Source organism: Micromonospora sp. NPDC005305 (genome assembly GCF_040607315.1).
Lineage (GTDB): Bacteria > Actinomycetota > Actinomycetes > Mycobacteriales > Micromonosporaceae > Micromonospora.
Map to the genome: position 1 here is coordinate 88,492 of NZ_JBEXGL010000021.1, position 15,736 is coordinate 104,227.

General features: G+C 73.4%; 20 protein-coding genes and 1 riboswitch. Of the genes, 9 read left to right on the forward strand and 11 right to left on the reverse strand.

Features of this window, described 5'->3' with window-relative positions:
- Window positions 1–30 precede the first annotated feature (30 nt).
- Complete coding sequence (locus ABZS80_RS26995) at window positions 31–609, reverse strand: ECF transporter S component (protein ID WP_355060119.1); 579 nt, start codon at window positions 607–609, stop codon at window positions 31–33.
- A 74-nt stretch (window positions 610–683) separates the two neighbouring features.
- Window positions 684–790: riboswitch (TPP riboswitch) on the reverse strand.
- A gap of 77 nt (window positions 791–867) precedes the next feature.
- Here ABZS80_RS26995 and ABZS80_RS27000 point away from each other — a divergent pair.
- The 5 genes from ABZS80_RS27000 (at window position 868) to ABZS80_RS27020 (ending at window position 6,009) form a co-directional block, all read left to right on the forward strand.
- Complete coding sequence (locus tag ABZS80_RS27000; RefSeq protein WP_355060121.1) at window positions 868–1,692, forward strand: alpha/beta hydrolase; 825 nt, start codon at window positions 868–870, stop codon at window positions 1,690–1,692.
- Window positions 1,689–2,501 (forward strand): AAC(3) family N-acetyltransferase, encoded by an 813-nt coding sequence (locus ABZS80_RS27005; RefSeq protein WP_355060123.1) that lies wholly within the window; start codon window positions 1,689–1,691, stop codon window positions 2,499–2,501. The genes ABZS80_RS27000 and ABZS80_RS27005 overlap by 4 nt, the downstream gene beginning before the upstream one ends.
- On the forward strand, window positions 2,498–3,247 hold the full coding sequence (locus tag ABZS80_RS27010; RefSeq protein WP_151465205.1) for an SIS domain-containing protein: 750 nt from the start codon (window positions 2,498–2,500) through the stop codon (window positions 3,245–3,247). The genes ABZS80_RS27005 and ABZS80_RS27010 overlap by 4 nt, the downstream gene beginning before the upstream one ends.
- An 89-nt stretch (window positions 3,248–3,336) precedes the next feature.
- Complete coding sequence (locus tag ABZS80_RS27015; protein WP_355060125.1) at window positions 3,337–3,840, forward strand: DUF6328 family protein; 504 nt, start codon at window positions 3,337–3,339, stop codon at window positions 3,838–3,840.
- A gap of 249 nt (window positions 3,841–4,089) precedes the next feature.
- The gene (locus tag ABZS80_RS27020; RefSeq protein ID WP_355060150.1) at window positions 4,090–6,009 is read left to right on the forward strand and encodes an acyl-CoA dehydrogenase family protein; all 1,920 of its coding nucleotides are present in this window, start codon (window positions 4,090–4,092) and stop codon (window positions 6,007–6,009) included.
- A 57-nt stretch (window positions 6,010–6,066) separates the two neighbouring features.
- On the opposite strand, the gene ABZS80_RS27025 is transcribed toward ABZS80_RS27020, so the two are convergent.
- From ABZS80_RS27025 to ABZS80_RS27060, 8 genes are all read right to left on the reverse strand, one after another.
- Window positions 6,067–6,234 carry a hypothetical protein gene (locus ABZS80_RS27025; RefSeq protein WP_167537054.1) on the reverse strand — a complete coding sequence of 56 codons (168 nt, stop codon included), beginning with the start codon at window positions 6,232–6,234 and terminating at the stop codon, window positions 6,067–6,069.
- A 9-nt stretch (window positions 6,235–6,243) separates the two neighbouring features.
- Entirely contained in the window at window positions 6,244–6,849 is a 606-nt protein-coding gene (locus ABZS80_RS27030; RefSeq protein WP_151465203.1) for a hypothetical protein, read from the reverse strand.
- Between the two features lie 48 nt (window positions 6,850–6,897).
- Entirely contained in the window at window positions 6,898–7,290 is a 393-nt protein-coding gene (locus ABZS80_RS27035; RefSeq protein WP_355060127.1) for a Fur family transcriptional regulator, read from the reverse strand.
- Window positions 7,287–7,589: a metalloregulator ArsR/SmtB family transcription factor gene (locus ABZS80_RS27040; protein ID WP_262282078.1), complete on the reverse strand. Its 303-nt coding sequence runs from the start codon at window positions 7,587–7,589 to the stop codon at window positions 7,287–7,289. The genes ABZS80_RS27035 and ABZS80_RS27040 overlap by 4 nt, the downstream gene beginning before the upstream one ends.
- Window positions 7,590–7,632: 43 nt before the next feature.
- Entirely contained in the window at window positions 7,633–8,505 is an 873-nt protein-coding gene (locus ABZS80_RS27045; protein WP_355060130.1) for a metal ABC transporter permease, read from the reverse strand.
- On the reverse strand, window positions 8,505–9,266 hold the full coding sequence (locus ABZS80_RS27050) for a metal ABC transporter ATP-binding protein (RefSeq protein WP_355060132.1): 762 nt from the start codon (window positions 9,264–9,266) through the stop codon (window positions 8,505–8,507). Before ABZS80_RS27050 ends, ABZS80_RS27045 begins: the two co-directional genes overlap by 1 nt.
- Window positions 9,263–10,201 carry a metal ABC transporter substrate-binding protein gene (locus ABZS80_RS27055; RefSeq protein ID WP_355060133.1) on the reverse strand — a complete coding sequence of 313 codons (939 nt, stop codon included), beginning with the start codon at window positions 10,199–10,201 and terminating at the stop codon, window positions 9,263–9,265. The genes ABZS80_RS27050 and ABZS80_RS27055 overlap by 4 nt, the downstream gene beginning before the upstream one ends.
- Before the next feature lie 70 nt (window positions 10,202–10,271).
- A complete protein-coding gene (locus ABZS80_RS27060; protein WP_355060134.1) occupies window positions 10,272–10,529 on the reverse strand; it encodes a DUF6703 family protein in 258 nt (85 codons plus the stop codon).
- A gap of 27 nt (window positions 10,530–10,556) precedes the next feature.
- On the opposite strand from ABZS80_RS27060, the gene ABZS80_RS27065 reads away from it, so the two are divergent.
- The 3 genes from ABZS80_RS27065 (at window position 10,557) to ABZS80_RS27075 (ending at window position 13,028) form a co-directional block, all read left to right on the forward strand.
- Window positions 10,557–10,898, forward strand: coding sequence for an antibiotic biosynthesis monooxygenase family protein (locus ABZS80_RS27065; protein ID WP_355060136.1), 342 nt, complete (start codon window positions 10,557–10,559; stop codon window positions 10,896–10,898).
- Window positions 10,899–11,031: 133 nt separating this feature from the next.
- Window positions 11,032–11,535: a hypothetical protein gene (locus tag ABZS80_RS27070; RefSeq protein ID WP_355060152.1), complete on the forward strand. Its 504-nt coding sequence runs from the start codon at window positions 11,032–11,034 to the stop codon at window positions 11,533–11,535.
- A gap of 113 nt (window positions 11,536–11,648) precedes the next feature.
- Complete coding sequence (locus tag ABZS80_RS27075) at window positions 11,649–13,028, forward strand: glycine--tRNA ligase (RefSeq protein ID WP_151465759.1); 1,380 nt, start codon at window positions 11,649–11,651, stop codon at window positions 13,026–13,028.
- A gap of 53 nt (window positions 13,029–13,081) precedes the next feature.
- Here the strand turns inward: ABZS80_RS27075 and ABZS80_RS27080 are convergent, their stop codons facing one another.
- Entirely contained in the window at window positions 13,082–14,056 is a 975-nt protein-coding gene (locus ABZS80_RS27080; protein WP_355060138.1) for a hypothetical protein, read from the reverse strand.
- A gap of 176 nt (window positions 14,057–14,232) precedes the next feature.
- Between ABZS80_RS27080 and dusB the strand changes: the two genes are divergently transcribed.
- Window positions 14,233–15,405 (forward strand): tRNA dihydrouridine synthase DusB, encoded by a 1,173-nt coding sequence (gene dusB / locus ABZS80_RS27085; RefSeq protein ID WP_355060140.1) that lies wholly within the window; start codon window positions 14,233–14,235, stop codon window positions 15,403–15,405.
- 60 nt (window positions 15,406–15,465) lie between these two features.
- Here the strand turns inward: dusB and ABZS80_RS27090 are convergent.
- The coding region (locus ABZS80_RS27090; RefSeq protein ID WP_355060142.1) for a C39 family peptidase at window positions 15,466–15,736 on the reverse strand (271 nt) is incomplete at its 5' end.

Genomic DNA, 15,736 nt, shown 5'->3' on the forward strand with positions numbered 1-15,736 from the left:
CTCCTTGATCAACGCGGTCGGCGGGGGCGGTCAGACGGCGGCGCGTTCGCGGCCGGCGGGGAAGCGGTCGAGGACACCCGTGTTGGCCAGGGCCCGGGTGAGGGCGACGCTGCCCAGTCCGGCCACCACCAGCGAGCTGGCGGCGGTCAGCAGGATGTAGGGCAGGCGGAAGCTGCCCCACGTGGTGCCCGGGTACCAGACGAAGACGTCGTAGATCGCCGCCGCGAGACCGGCCAGCGTCGCGGCGAGCAGCGCCACGGGCAGCCGGTAGCTGCGGTACGCGAAGAGCGCGAAAGCCAGCTCGGCGGCGGCCGCCTCCAGCGGGCCCTGCACGACGATCGTCCAGCCCCAGCTCGTGCCCAGCGCCACAGAGACCAGCGCGGCCAGGGTGAGGGTGAAGAGCGCCGCGGCCGGCTTCCGGACGACGAGGGCGCCCAGCACGGCCGGCACCAGCCAGACGCCGTACAGGACCGCGCGACCGGGCAGCGGGACGGCGTCCGCCGGCCCGTTCCAGAGCAGGCCCCAGGCCCAGAAGATGATGCCGAACGCCACCGCGAGCACGGAGGCCACGACGATGTCGATGGTGCGCCACCGGTTGGTGCTGTCCATGGTTGCTCCCAGTTCTGTGAGGCGAACCAGGAGAAGACGCACGCCGCGCCCGGTGGTCACCGGACGGCGGCGCGGCTGGAGGTCGACCGAACTCCCTGCGCTGGCATTACCCAGATCAGGTTCGAGGGTCTGCGGGCACCGGCCCGCACTCTCAGCGCTGTGCGCTCCCCTGTCGGATGTGAAGTTGTCTCGTCGCAGACGCTAGCACCGACCCCGCCGCACAGCCCAGCAGGGCGATCGCCCGTTAGGGTGGCGATCATGCGGGTCGAGGCGCGAGGACTGACGTTCGAGGTACGCACCGGCGGTCCCGAGGGCGGTGAGCCCGTCCTGCTGCTGCACGGCTTCCCGCAGCACGCCGGCGAGTGGGACGAGGTGACCCCCGCGCTGCACGCCGCCGGGCTGCGCACGTACGCGCTCGACCAGCGCGGCTACTCGCCCGGCGCCCGGCCGGCGGAGGTCGGGGCGTACCGGATCCCGGAGCTGGTGGCCGACGCGGCCGCCGTGCTCGACGCGCTGGGGGTGACCGCCGCCCACCTGGTCGGCCACGACTGGGGCGCGATCGTGGCGTGGGGTCTGGCGGCGGCGCACCCGGAGCGGGTGCGCACGCTGACCGCGGTGTCGGTGCCGCACCCGGCGGCCATGGGGCACGCGCTCGCCACCGACCCGCGGCAGAAGGCCCGCTCCTCCTACATCGCCCTGTTCCGCAAGCCGGGCAAGGCGGAGAAGGTGCTGCTGGCGTTCCGCGCGGCGGCCCTGCGCCGGATGCTCGGCGGGGTGGGCGACGCCGACCGGGTGGCCCGCTACGCCGACCCGATGCGCGAGCCCGGCGCGCTGACCGCGGCGTTGAACTGGTACCGGGCCATGACCGGGGCGGACATGAAGGCCGTCGGGCCGGTGGCCGCGCCGACCACGTTCGTCTGGAGCGACGGGGACGTGGCGATCGGGCGCACCGCCGCCGACGCGTGCGCCGCCCACGTCACCGGCGACTACCGCTTCGTGGTGCTGCCCGGCGTCACCCACTGGATCCCGGACGAGGCGCCCGGCCCGCTGGCCGCGGCGGTCCTCGCCCGCGTCGGCCGATGACCCCGAGCCCCGCCCGGGCCCGGCCGCACACCCGTGCGTCGCTCGCCGCCCAGCTCCGCGACCTCGGCGTACGCACCGGCGGGACCGTGCTGGTGCACGCCTCCCTGCGCCCGCTGGGCTTCCTCTGCGGCGGCCCGGAGGCGGTGCTGCTCGCCCTGCGCGACGTGCTCGGCCCGGCCGGCACGGTGGTGGTGCCCACCCACACGCCGGAGAACAGCGACCCGGCGGAGTGGAGCAACCCGCCGGTGCCGGCGGACTGGTGGCCGGTGATCCGCGACGGGATGCCGGGCTTCGACCCGGCGGTGACCCCGAGCCGCTTCATGGGCGCGCTGGCCGAACTGGTCCGCACCTGGCCGGGGGCGCTGCGCAGCGACCACCCGCACGTCTCGTTCGCCGCGCTCGGGCCGGCCGCCGCGCGGATCGTCGCCGAGCACGAGCGGGCCGACATGCTGGGCGAGGGCTCCCCGCTGGCCCGCCTCTACGACCTCGACGCCGACGTGCTGCTGCTCGGCGTGGACCACGGCAGCAACACCTCCCTGCACCTGGCGGAATACCGGCAGCCGGCGCCGCCCCGGCAGCGCTGCGGCGCGGCCGTGCTGACCGCCGACGGCGGCCGGGAGTGGGTGTGGTGGGACGACGTACGCCTGGACGAGGAGTGTTTCGCCCGACTCGGCGCCGACCTGGAGACCACGGGCGCGGTGCGGCTCGGGCCGGTCGGTGACGGGACGGGCCGGTTGATGAGGCAGCGGGCGGCGGTCGACTTCGCGGTGGAGTGGCTGGCCCGACCCCGAGGGACGGAGGAAGCATGACGGTGGCTGCTGAGGCGTACCTGGCGGTGGTGACCGAGACGATCGGCCGGGTCGCCGCCGACCAGCGGGAGAACGTGGCCCGGGCGGCGGATCTGATCGCCGCGTCGCTGCGCGCCGACGGGGTGGTGCACGCGTTCGGCACCGGCCACTCGGAGGCCCTCGCCATGGAGATCGCCGGCCGGGCCGGCGGGCTGGTCCCCACCAACCGGATCGCCCTGCGTGACCTGGTGCTGCACGGCGGCGAGCCGGCCGACGTGCTGGGCCCGAAGCTGGAACGCGAGCCCGCCGTGGCGCACCGCCTCTACGAGCTGGCCCCGGTCCGGCCGCAGGACGTGTTCGTGCTCGCCTCGAACTCCGGCGTGAACGGCGCGATGGTCGAGTTCGCCGCCATCGTGAAGGAGCGCGGGCACGGGCTGGTGGCGATCACCTCGGTCCAGCACTCGGCCCGGATGACCTCCCGCCACCCGTCCGGGCGCAAGCTCGCCGACTTCGCCGACGTGGTGCTGGACAACGGCGCCCCGTACGGCGACGCCACCCTGCCGCTGCCCGGCGGCGGCGCGGTCGGCGCGGTCTCCTCGATCACCGCCGCGCTGCTGGCCCAGCAGATCGTCGCCGAGGTGGTCGCCCGGCTGCTCGCGGCGGGGGTGCGGCCCCCGGTCTACCTGTCCGCCAACATCACCGGCGGCGACGAGCACAACGCCGAGCTGGAAGCCCGGTACGCGGGCCGTATCCGCCGTGGGTCCTGAACCGGTTTCACGCTCGGCGGGACGGGGCACAGGCTGTGCTGCCGGTGGAGACCCTCCACCGGCAGTACCGTCTTCCCTGGAGGTAGCGGGTGTCCAAGGAAACCGAGAAGCAGCGCTGGCAGCGCAACTTCGCCGACCTGCTCCAGGAGCTGCGGGTGGCGCAGACCGGGGTGCAGATCCTGTTCGCCTTCCTGCTGACCCTGCCGTTCAGCAACGGTTTCACCCGAACCTCCGAGTTCCAGCGGGACGTCTACATCGTGGCGCTGCTGGCCGCCGCCGCGGCCACCGCGATGATCATTTCGCCGGTCGCCTTCCACCGGGCGCTGTTCCGCCAGGGCCGCAAGCCGGAGCTGGTCCGCTTCGCGCACCGGATGGCCAGCGGCGGCCTCGGCTTCATGCTGATCTCGATGGTCAGCGCGGTCCTGCTGATCACCGACTTCGTGCTGGACCGCCCGATCGCGTTCCTGCTCAGCGCGGGCACCGGGCTCTGGTTCCTGACGTTCTGGGTGATCCTGCCGTTCGCCCGGCGCAGCTGGGGTGACGAGGACATCGACGACGAGGACGACGACCCGCGGTCGCTGGCCGGCGACTGACCGCCCGGACCTGCCAAATCGGACGTGCGCGCGACGCTACCCCTGGGTAACACCCGGGGGTAGCGTCGTTCTCGTCGCACGTCGACGCAGCCGGACCGAGGTCTCCAGGAGGCAGCCGTGACCACGACACAGAACAGCCGACCCGACCCCGCCGGACACGGCGGCCCGACCGGGCGGGTGGCGCCCATCGACGACCCTCCGCAGCCGCCGGCCGGCTCGGCGGCGGCCGCGGCGGGCGGGGCCGGGCCGCTGCCCACCGAGGCCGGTCAGGTCTCCGAGAAGGAGGCCCGGCAGGTCGCCGAGGCGGCCCGGGAGTCGGCGTGGGACCGGCCCAGCTTCGGCAAGGAACTGTTCCTCGGCCGCTTCCAGCTCGACCTGATCAACCCCTGGCCCCGCACCGATCCGGCGGAGGCGGCGCGGGCCGAGGAGTTCCTGGCCGCGTTCGGGGCGTACCTGGACTCCGAGGTGGACGGCGCGGCCATCGAGCGGGACGCGCGCATCCCCGACGAGGTGTTCCAGGGGCTGGCCCGGCTCGGCGCCTTCGGCATGAAGATCGACCGCAAGCACGGCGGCCTCGGGCTGAGCAACCTGCATTACTGCCGGGCGTTGATGCGGGCCGGCTCGGTGAACCCGTCGATCGGCGCGCTGCTCTCCGCGCACCAGTCGATCGGTGTGCCGCAGCCGCTGAAGATGTTCGGCACCCCCGAGCAGAAGGAGCGCTTCCTGCCCCGGCTGGCCGGCGGCGAGGTGTCCGCCTTCCTGCTCACCGAGCCGGACGTCGGCTCGGACCCGGCCCGCCTGGCCACCACGGCCGAGCCGACCGAGGACGGCGCCGGCTACCGGCTCAACGGGGTGAAGCTGTGGGCCACCAACGGCACGGTCGCCACCCTGCTGGTGGTCATGGCCCGGGTGCCGGCGGGGGAGGGACGGCGCGGCGGCATCACCGCCTTCGTGGTGGAGGGTGACAGCGAGGGCATCACCGTCGAGCGGCGCAACGAGTTCATCGGGCTGCGCGGCCTGGAGAACAGCCTCACCCGGTTCCACGACGTCTTCGTGCCGAAGGAGAACGTGATCGGCGGCGAGGGCAAGGGCCTGAAGATCGCGCTGACGACGTTGAACACCGGCCGGCTCTCGCTGCCGGCCATGTGCGTGGGGGCCGGCAAGTGGGCGTTGAACGTGGCCCGGGAGTGGGCCGCCGACCGGGTCCAGTGGGGCCGGCCGGTCGGCGAGCACGAGGCGGTCGCCAAGAAGCTCGCCTTCATCGCCGCCACCACGTACGGCATGGAGTCCATGCTCGACCTCTGCTGCCTGCTCGCCGACGACGACCGCAACGACATCCGCATCGAGGCCGCGCTCGTGAAGCTGTACGCCAGCGAGATGGCCTGGAAGATCGCCGACGAGCTGATCCAGATCCGCGGCGGGCGCGGCTACGAGACGGCCGACTCGCTGGCCGCCCGGGGCGAGCGGCCGGCCGCGGTCGAGCAGCTCCTGCGTGACCTGCGGATCAACCGGATCTTCGAGGGCTCCACCGAGATCATGCACCTGCTGATCGCCCGCGAGGCGGTCGACGCGCACCTCTCGGTGGCCGGCGACATCATCGACCCGGACGCGGGGCTCGGCCGCAAGGCGAAGGCCGGCGCGCGGGCCGGCGTCTTCTACGCCAAGTGGCTGCCCACCCTGGCCGTCGGCAAGGGCCAGACGCCCGGGGCGTACCACGAGTTCGGCCCGCTCGCCGGGCACCTGCGGCACGTCGAGCGGGCCTCCCGCAAGCTGGCCCGGTCCACCTTCTACGCGATGTCCCGCTGGCAGGGGAAGATGGAGCGCAAGCAGGCGTTCCTCGGCCGGGTGGTGGACATCGGCGCGGAGCTGTTCGCCATGTCGGCGGTCTGCGTCCGGGCGGTCGCCGAGCGCGCCGAGCACCCGGAGAACGTCGAGCTGGCCGACCTGTTCTGCCGGCAGGCCCGGCTGCGCGTCGACGAGCTGTTCACCGGGCTGTGGTCGAACACCGACTCGGTGGACGTGGCCGCCGCGAAGCGGATCATCGCGGGCCGCTACGCCTCGATCGAGGAGGGTGTGGTCACCCCGCCCGCCGACCAGCCCTGGGTGGCCCGCTGGGAGCCCGGCCCGTCCACGGCGCAGGACGTGCGCCGCCGCATCCCGCCCGCCTGAAAGGAAGGGCCCCCTGTTAACGCCTCCGGTATAGCAGGGGGCCCCTCCTAACCGCCGTCAGCGGGCGACCGCCCAGGCGATCACGCCGGCCAGGATGAGGCCGTTGAGGCCGGCCAGCACCAGGTACGCGGCCGGCGGGATCCGGCGGCCCTTGCGGACGAAGCTCACCAGGACGCCCGCGTAGATCAGCAGCAGGACCGCGACGACGATCAGGAAGTACAGCACCGGCACACCTTACCGGCCGGTGCGCAGCCCGAGTCCGCGCAACTCCAGCGCGGCGAGCGCGTCGACCGTCTCGTCGTCGCCGCGGCGCCACGCCTCGGCCACGTCCGGCGCGATCCGGTGCAACTTCGCGAGGGGCTGCCCGGCGAGCGCGCGCAGCGCCAGCAGGTCCCGCCCGGCCGGGGCGGCGGCCAGCGCCTTCGCGGCGCCGGCCCGGCGCATCCAGCGCACCCGCAGCGGCAGCCAGCCGAACAGCACCAGCCCGAGCGGGAAGACCAGCACCGCGACGGTCAGCGCGAGGGCCAGCTGGCCGACCAGTTCCTGCTGGTCGCGGCCGGCCTCGGCGACGGCCCGGGCGGCCTCGGCGGCCTTGGTGAACGGGCCGGTCAGCTCGTCGCCGACCAGGGGCACCCGGCCGACCTTGCCGCCGGCGTCGGCCAGGTTGTCGGCGAGCCCGCCGCCGGCCCCCTCCAGCTTCTGTCCGGGTACGGCGAGCTTCTCGACGAGGTCGTGCAGCCAGAGCGCGAAGCGGATCGCCGCGTACACCCAGACGACCACGAGCAGATCGGTGAGGAGCTGACGGAGGGCGGTCGGAAAACGGTCGGCGTAGATCTTCACGCCGGACAGCGTGCCACGGCCCGGCCGCGCGGGCACGGGTCGGTTTTGTCAGCCGGCGCAGGCCGGGCAGGTGCCGAAGATCTCCACGGTGTGGCTGACCTGGGCGTACCCGTGCTCGGCGGCGACGCGCTCGGCCCAGCTCTCCACGGCGGGGCCGGCCACCTCCACGGTCCGGCCGCAGGCCCGGCAGACCAGGTGGTGGTGATGGCCCTCGCTGCACCGGCGGTAGAGGTGCTCGCCGCCGGGCGGGCGCATCACGTCGATCTCGCCCGCGTCGGCCAGCCCCTGCAGGGTCCGGTAGACGGTGGTCAGCCCGACCCGTTCGCCGCGCTGGCGCAGCATGGCGTGCAGGTCCTGGGCGCTGTGGAAGCCGTCGACCTCGGCCAGCAGGGCGCTCACCGCGCTCCGCTGGCGGGTGTTGCGCAGTGCCCCCTCGGTCACGACGGCCCCTCCCCGGCGTGGCTGACGGCGTCCGCCACGATGTGTGCGACGTGCTCGTCCACCAGCGCGTACGCGATCTCCCGGCCGCGCCGCGAGCCGCGCACCACGCCGGCGCCGCGCAGCACCCGCAGGTGCTGGGAGACCAGCGGCTGCGGGGCGCCGAGCTTCTCCACCAGCTCGTGTACGCAGCGCTCGCCCTCGGCCAGTTCGCTCACGATCGCCAGCCGGATCGGCGCCGACAGCGCGCGCAGCAGGTCACCTGCGCCCTCGAAGGCGTCGTACCCGTTCGTGACCGTCACCCCGTAACGGTAACCAATGCCGAAAGCGCCGGCCCGGACGGCCTCACCGCAGCGCCACCTCGTGTTCCGGCGGCTCGACCACCGGCACGGCGACCGGGCGGGTCCGCCGGCGCAGCGCCCGCCAGCCGGCCGCGAGCAGCGCCACCACGAGGAACGAGCCGATGGCCAGCAGCACCACCGACGCGCCGGGCGCGGTGTCCGCGGTGGCGGCCACCCAGACGCCGGCCCCGGCCGCGAACAGCCCCAGCGCCATGGCCGCCGCCATGGTGGCCCGGAAGCCCCGGGTCACCTGCTGCGCGGCGGCCACCGGCACCACCATGAGCGCGCTGATCAGCAGCACCCCGACCGCCCGCATGGCGATGGTCACGGTCACCGCGGTGCCGACCGCGAGGAGCAGGTTCAACGCCCGCACGGGCAGGCCGGAGACCCGCGCGTACTCCTCGTCGTGGCAGACCGCGAAGAGCGCCGGGCGCAGCGCCAGCATGGTCACCAGGATCGCCACGCCGAGCACCAGGATGGTGACCAGGTCGGCCGGCGACGTCGTGGTCAGCGACCCGAAGAGGTACGCGTTGAGCTTGCCGCTGCCGGCGTCGGAGAGCCCGACCAGCATCACGCCGCCGGCGATGCCGCCGTAGAACAGCAGCGCCAGGGCCAGGTCACCGGAGGTGCGCCCGCGCGAGCGGACCAGCTCGATCACGATCGCGCCGAGCGTGGCCGCGATGACCGCGACCAGCACGGGGGAGCGGTTGAGCAGCAGCCCCGCGCCGACGCCGGTGAGCGCCACGTGGCCGATGCCGTCGCCGATCAGCGCCAGCCGGCGCTGCACCAGGTAGATGCCGAGCGCCGGGGCGGCCAGCCCGATGACCAGCGCGCCGACCAGGGCGCGCAGCATGAAGTCGTACTGGAAGAGGTCCATCACATGCTCCACAGCCCGGCGGGCTCCTCGTCGCAGTGCGGGTGCACGTGGTCGTGACCCGGCTCGGCGTGGTGCCCGGCCGGTTCCGGCACCGCGCCGTCGTGGCAGATGCCGCCCTGGTGGACGACGACGGCCCGGCCGATCAGCGGGCGCAGCGGGCCCAGCTCGTGGGCGACCAGCAGCACGGTGCCGCCGCCGTCGCGGAAGTCGCGGAGCGCGCCGGCGAACGCCTCCTGGCTGGCCGCGTCCACCCCGGCGGTCGGCTCGTCGAGCACCAGCAGCTCCGGCCGGCCGGCCAGGGCCCGGGCGATCAGGGTGCGCTGCTGCTGGCCGCCGGAGAGCGTGGCGACCGGGTCGCCGGCCCGGTCGGCGAGCCCGACCGCGCGCAGCGCCGCGGCGACCGCCTCCCGGTCGGCCCGCCCCGACGGGCGGAGCACACCCCGGCGGGCCAGCCGCCCGGACGCCACCACCTCGCCGACGGTGGCGGGCACGCCGCTGCCCGCGCCGAGCCGCTGCGGGACGTACCCGATGCGGTGCCACTGCCGGAAGCGGCGCTGCGGCGTGCCGAAGAGGGTGACCGACCCGGCGTCCAGCGGCACCAGGCCGAGCACGGCGCGGATCAGGGTCGACTTGCCGGAGCCGTTGGCGCCGAGCACGGCGACCACCTCGCCGGCGGTGACGGTCAGGGAGACGTCGCGCAGCACCGCCCGGCCGTCGTAGCCGACGGCGGCGTGTGCGACCTGGATCACGGGTGCGGTCATGAGCAGTCCAAGGCGGTCCGCAGGGTCTGGAGGTTGGTACGCATCGCCGAGAGGTAGTCGCCGTCGGCGGGCCGGCCCTCGACCGGGTCGAGCACGGCGGTCTTCGCCCCGACCTCCCGGGCCACGGTCTCGGCGACCTTCGGGCTGACCAGCGTCTCGAAGAAGATGGTGGTGGCACCGTGCTCCCGGGCCTCCTCCGCCACCTCGGCGAGGCGCTGCGGGGAGGGCTCGGCGTCGGGACTGAGGCCGGTGATGGCGACCTGTTCGAGCCGGTAGCGGGCGGCCAGGTAGCCGAACGCGGTGTGGCCGGCCACGATCTCCCGGCGCTGGCAGGTGGCCAGCCCCCGGGTGTAGTCGGCGTCGAGCGCGGCCAGCTCGGCGCGCAGCGCCGCCGCCCGGGCGGTGAAGTCGGCGGCCCGGTCCGGGTCGGCCCTGCCGAGCCGCTCGGCGAGCCGGTCACCGACGGTGGCCAGCCGGGTCGGGTCCAGCCAGAGGTGGGGGTCCTTCCCGCCGGACTCCTCCTCGTGGCCGGACTCACCCTCGTGCTCGTGGCCGCCCGCGGCGGCATCGAGCAGCGGCTGCACGCCCGCCACGTCGAACGCCCGGTCGCCGCCGTTCTGCTCGACCGCCTCGTCGACGGCCGGCTGGAAGCCGGAGAGGTAGACGATCAGCTCGGCGTCGGCCACCTGGCCCACCTGCCGGGGGTTGAGTTCCAGGTCGTGGGGCTCGGCGCCGGGCTTGGCCAGGCCGGTGACCGTGACGGCGTCGCCGCCGATCTTCTCGGCGAGGAACTGGAGGGGGTAGAAGGCGGCCACCACGTCCACCCGCTCCGGGTCACTCCCACCGCCGCCGCCCGAGCAGGCGGCGAGACCGCCCATGGTGAGCAGGGCGGCGGTGGCGGCGGCGAGCGAGCGGCGAGCTGAGCGGACGGTCATGTCACTACTGTCCGCGATAACGAAATTGATTGTCAAAAACGCATGATTGCATGTCTGCGCAGGTCAACGCTCAGAGCAGCTTCGCCAGGGCGATCGCGATCAGCAGGGTCAGCATCAGCAGCCGCAGCACCCGGGTCGCCGCCGACTGCACCGCCCAGGTGACGGTCATCAGCCACACCAGCCCCGCGGCCAGCGCCAGCAGCACCACCCCGCCCGCCACCCCGGGCGCGAAGAGCCCGACCAGCACCAGGACCAGCGCGGCCAGGAACACCGTCGTCGGGTTGAGCCGGGCCAACCGGGACAGCACGGGAGTCTGCGTACGCTGCATGCCACAGACTCTACGAGGAGGAACCCGGTGCTGGTCACCAACCGGTTCGTGGTGGACGCCGACGAGGCGGACGACTTCACCCGGCAGGCGCACGCCGCGCTCACCGCGCTCGCCGCCCGCCCGGGCTACCTGCGCGGCGACCTGCTCCGGGCGCTCGACGACCCCGCCCACTGGTGCCTGCTCACCGAGTGGGAGTCGGTCGGGGCGTACCGCCGGGCGCTCGGCGGCTTCGACGTCAAGGTCACCGCGGTCCCGCTGCTCGCCCGGTCGGTGGACGAGCCCTCCGCGTACGAGACACTGGCCAGTGCCGCGCCGGACGGGGAGATCGTCGTGGCGGCCAGTGATCGGGCCGCAGGCCCTTACCGCTGAGGCCGGGGGCACTACCCTGGCGCGTATGACCGCTCCCGGGCCGGCCGCCCCACCACCCCCGCCCGTGCCCTCCGGCGTGCCGCCGGTGCCGGGCTCCCCGGCCGGACCCGGCGTCCCCGGGCCGCCGCCCGGCATGCCGCCGGTGTCGCCGGGCGAGCCGGGCGTCCCCGCGCCGCCGCCCGGTCCCGGAGTCGCCCCGCCGTTCGCCGCGCCGCCCACCGAGGGCGGCCGGGCCCGGCTCTGGCTCGGCCTCGGCGTCGGCGCGCTGGCCGTGCTGCTCTGCTGCGGCGGGGGCGGCGCGGCCGTGGTCGGGCTCGCCGTGAGCAACGTGCAGGCCGTCGAGGAACAGGGCCGGGCGGTCACCGACGACTACTACCAGGCGCTCGTCGTCAAGGACTGGTCCAAGGCGTACGACCGGCTCTGCGACGACGCCCGGCGGCGCGAGTCCCGGCCGGAGTTCGAGCAGCGGGTGGCCACCGAACCGCAGATCTCCGGCTACCGGGTGGGCGAGGTCGACACCGCGACGCTGACCGTGCCGGTGGACGTCACCCTGGCCGGCGGCCGGCGGGAGGCCCAGACCGTCACGCTGGCGCCCGACCAGCAGACCGGCGGCATGGAGGTGTGCGGGGTGAGCTGACGGGCCCCCGGTATTCTGCTGGGCTCAGGACGTCGGTGGTCGTACCGTTGTCCCGAACCGTCCGGTTCCACTCACATCGCCCCCGCCGACCGCCAGCCGGCGTAGGAGGAAACATGCCAGCCGACCGTATCGACGCCGTCGTCAGCCTCGCCAAGCGCCGGGGCTTCGTCTTCCCCTCCAGCGAGATCTACGGGGGCACCCGGTCGGCCTGGGACTACGGTCCGCTCGGCGTCGAGCTCAAGGAGAACGTCCGCCGGCAGTGGTGGAAGACCATGGTCCAGCAGCGCGACGACGTCGTCGGCCTGGACTCCGCGGTCATCCTGGCCCGTAAGGTCTGGGAGGCCAGCGGCCACATCGCCGAGTTCGTCGACCCGCTCACCGAGTGCCAGTCCTGCCACAAGCGGTTCCGCGCCGACCACCTCGAAGAGGCGTACGAGGCCAAGCACGGCAAGCCGCTCACGTCGCTGACCGAGCTGAACTGCCCGAACTGCGGCAACAAGGGCACCTTCACCGAGCCGAAGATGTTCAACGGCCTCATGAAGACCTACCTGGGCCCGGTGGAGAGCGACGAGGGCCTGCACTACCTGCGGCCGGAGACCGCCCAGGGCATCTTCGTCAACTACAAGAACGTGGAGACGGTCGCCCGCAAGAAGCCCCCGTTCGGCATCGCGCAGACCGGCAAGTCGTTCCGCAACGAGATCACCCCGGGCAACTTCATCTTCCGGACCCGCGAGTTCGAGCAGATGGAGATGGAGTTCTTCGTCGAGCCGGGCACCGACGAGCAGTGGCACGAGTACTGGCTCTCCGAGCGCTGGAACTGGTACCTCGACCTGGGCCTCTCCGAGGACAACCTGCGCTTCTACGAGCACCCCAAGGAGAAGCTCTCCCACTACTCGAAGCGCACGGTCGACATCGAGTACCGGTTCCAGTTCGGCGGCACCGAGTTCGCCGAGCTGGAGGGCATCGCCAACCGCACCGACTTCGACCTGTCCACGCACAGCAAGCACTCCGGCGTCGACCTGTCGTACTTCGACCAGACGAAGCAGGAGCGCTGGATGCCGTACGTGATCGAGCCGGCCGCCGGCCTCACCCGCGCGGTGCTGGCGTTCCTGCTCGAGGCGTACGACGAGGACGAGGCCCCGAACACCAAGGGCGGCGTGGACAAGCGCACCGTCATGCGCTTCGACCCGCGGCTCGCCCCGGTCAAGGTGGCGGTGCTGCCGCTGTCCCGCAACGAGGCGCTGTCGCCCAAGGCCAAGCAGCTCGCCACCGACCTGCGCAAGCGCTGGGTGGTCGAGTTCGACGACTCGCAGGCCATCGGCCGCCGCTACCGCCGGCAGGACGAGATCGGCACCCCGTTCTGCGTGACCGTCGACTTCGACACCCTCGACGACAACGCGGTGACGGTCCGGAACCGGGACACCATGACCCAGGAGCGCATCTCCCTGGACCAGGTCGAGCGCTACCTGATCGAGCGCCTGCCCGGCTGCTGACGCTGTAAGGAGGGGCCCCTTCTTAACGTTTCCGGTAGAGAAGGGGCCCCTTCTTAACACCCCGGTCCTGATTGAGGGCGCGGCTCGGCGCGGACTCCCGCAGTGACGGTCAGTCCGCGCCGCGCCGCGTACGCCTCCTCGACCATCTGCCGGACCCGGGCCGGTTCACGGCGGATCTGCGCGGGCGTGAAGTGCAGGATCAGGATGCCGAGGCGGCTCAGCTCGTTGTGCCGGTCGAGGGTGCGCGCCCAGTCCTCCGGGCGGAAGTGGTACTCACGCGAGTCCACCTCCAGCGCCACCGCTGCCTCACTCACGTAGGCGTCCGGGGTGGGAAGTGATCGGCCGTCGGCGGTGAACAGGCGCGGATTCCAGAGCACCTCCGGCAGCAGCGGGCTGTCGGACAGGCACTCCCGCAGCTCGGCCTCCGGTGCGGAGCGCGTACCGGCCACAACCTCTGCGAAGGCCTTCCTGATCAGCGCCGTGCGGCTCCGCCTCGCTCGCGTGATCTCCCCGTCGAGGGCGGCGAGGTCCGTGAAGCCGCGTTGGACGGCCTCGGCGACCAGGGCACGTACCGGTCTGAGCTGGCGTAGATCCCGGGCGGCGTCGACCACGGCCCGCGCCGGCGAGCAGACGGGGTAGAGGGGCGTATGCCGGGCCTTCGCATCCAGGGTCAGTGCTCGGGCAATCACTGCATGACCGGAGGACTTCCGGCGTGAGTGATGGGGCACGATCAGGTGTACGGCGTTGGTCGGCGGCCCGTAGCGGAAGCCGTACCAGGCCAGCGCGGCCAGGCCCGTCAGCTGGGCCTCCGCCCCGGCGTAGAGAACGGCGGAGATCCGTCGCTGTTCATCCGTCAGCACCCCGCTGAACAGGCCGTACGTCGCGGGCAGAACCCGTTGCCAGTGCCCGCGGCGGGCCTGGCGGTAGAGGAACATGTCGTCGAACCCGGCGCGGAGCAACTGGGCCCGGGTCAGGATCTGCTGCTGGCGGTGAGCCGTCTCTTCCCATTCGGGCGAAAGATTGACCATGCCGCACCTTCCCCGACAAGCCCCCTCAGCCCCTGCCCCGTGGCCCGCACCTGTGGATCGCCCCAACCCCTGTGCACAACCCGCACCGCCCGGCGCCCTGTGATATGCGCCCTGTTAAAAGGGGGCCCCTGCTATGCAGGAGGCGTTAGGAGGGGACCCCTCCTTACACTTGGGCGGTGACCGCCCCGACTCGTGCTGCGCTGCGTCCGCTCACCCTCGGCCCCCACCAGGTGTGGCCGCCCGTGGTGCTCGCGCCGATGGCCGGGATCACCAACGTCGGCTTCCGCCGGCTCTGCCGCGAGCAGGGCGGCGGCATCTACGTCTGCGAGATGATCACCACCCGCGCGCTCGTCGAGCGCAACCCGAAGACGCTCCGCATGATCGCCTTCGGCGCCGACGAGCACCCCCGCAGCCTCCAGCTCTACGGCACCGACCCGGAGATCACCGCCGCCGCCGTGCGGATCGTGGTGGAGCGGAACCTCGCCGACCACATCGACCTGAACTTCGGCTGCCCGGTCCCCAAGGTCACCCGGCGCGGCGGCGGGTCGGCCCTGCCGTGGCGGCGCCGGCTCTTCGCCCGGCTGGTCCGGGCCGCCGTGGCCGCCGCGTCGCCCGCCGGGGTGCCGGTCACCGTGAAGATGCGCAAGGGCATCGACGACGACCACCTGACGTACCTCGAGGCCGGCCTCGCCGCCCAGGACGCCGGCGTCGCCGCGGTCGCCCTGCACGGGCGTACGGCCGCGCAGCGCTACTCGGGCACCGCCGACTGGGACGCCATCGCCACCCTCAAGCAGGCGCTCGACGTGCCGGTGCTCGGCAACGGCGACATCTGGGAGGCCGACGACGCCCTGCGGATGGTCGCCCACACCGGCGTCGACGGCGTGGTGATCGGGCGGGGCTGCCTGGGCCGGCCGTGGCTCTTCGCCGACCTGGAGGCCGCCTTCAACGGCCGCACCGAGCGGCGGCTGCCGAACCTCGGTGAGGTGGCGGCGACCATGCGCCGGCACGCCGAGCTGCTGGTCGACCAGTTCGTGGCCGGCGCCCGCAACCCGGCCCGGGGCGAGCGCGACGGCTGCACCGACTTCCGCAAGCACGTCGCCTGGTACCTCAAGGGCTTCCCGGTCGGCAGCGAGCTGCGGCGCTCCCTCGCGATGATCGAGAGCCTGGCCCAGCTCGACGACCTGCTCGGCAAGCTCGACCCGACCGTGCCGTTCCCCGTCGAGACGCTGGGCCAGCCGCGCGGCCGGACCAACTCCCCGGGCAAGGTCTTCCTGCCGGACGGCTGGCTGGCCAGCCGCGACGACGACACCCCGCCGGACGGCGCCGAGCTGGACGACTCCGGCGGCTGACGCGCGAAAAGGGCCCGACCCCTGGTGGGGTCGGGCCCTTGTCGTGTGGCTTCCGGTGGATCAGGACGCCGAGTAGCCGCGGGTGGCGATCCAGTCGGCGAGGTTGTCCACGCTGATGCGGTAGGAGGCCATGTTCGGGTCGGCCGAGTCCGCGATGGTCACGATCTTCCCGTTGTCGCGGTAGCCCACGACGCTGATGTAGTGGCCACCCTCGAAGGAGTGGGTGTTGCCGTCGATGTCGGTGGCGGTGCCGGCGATGTTGGCGACCACGGCGCGGCCGTCGTCGACGGTGCGCACGATGTCGGCGCGCAGGGTGTCGGTCTGCTTGTCG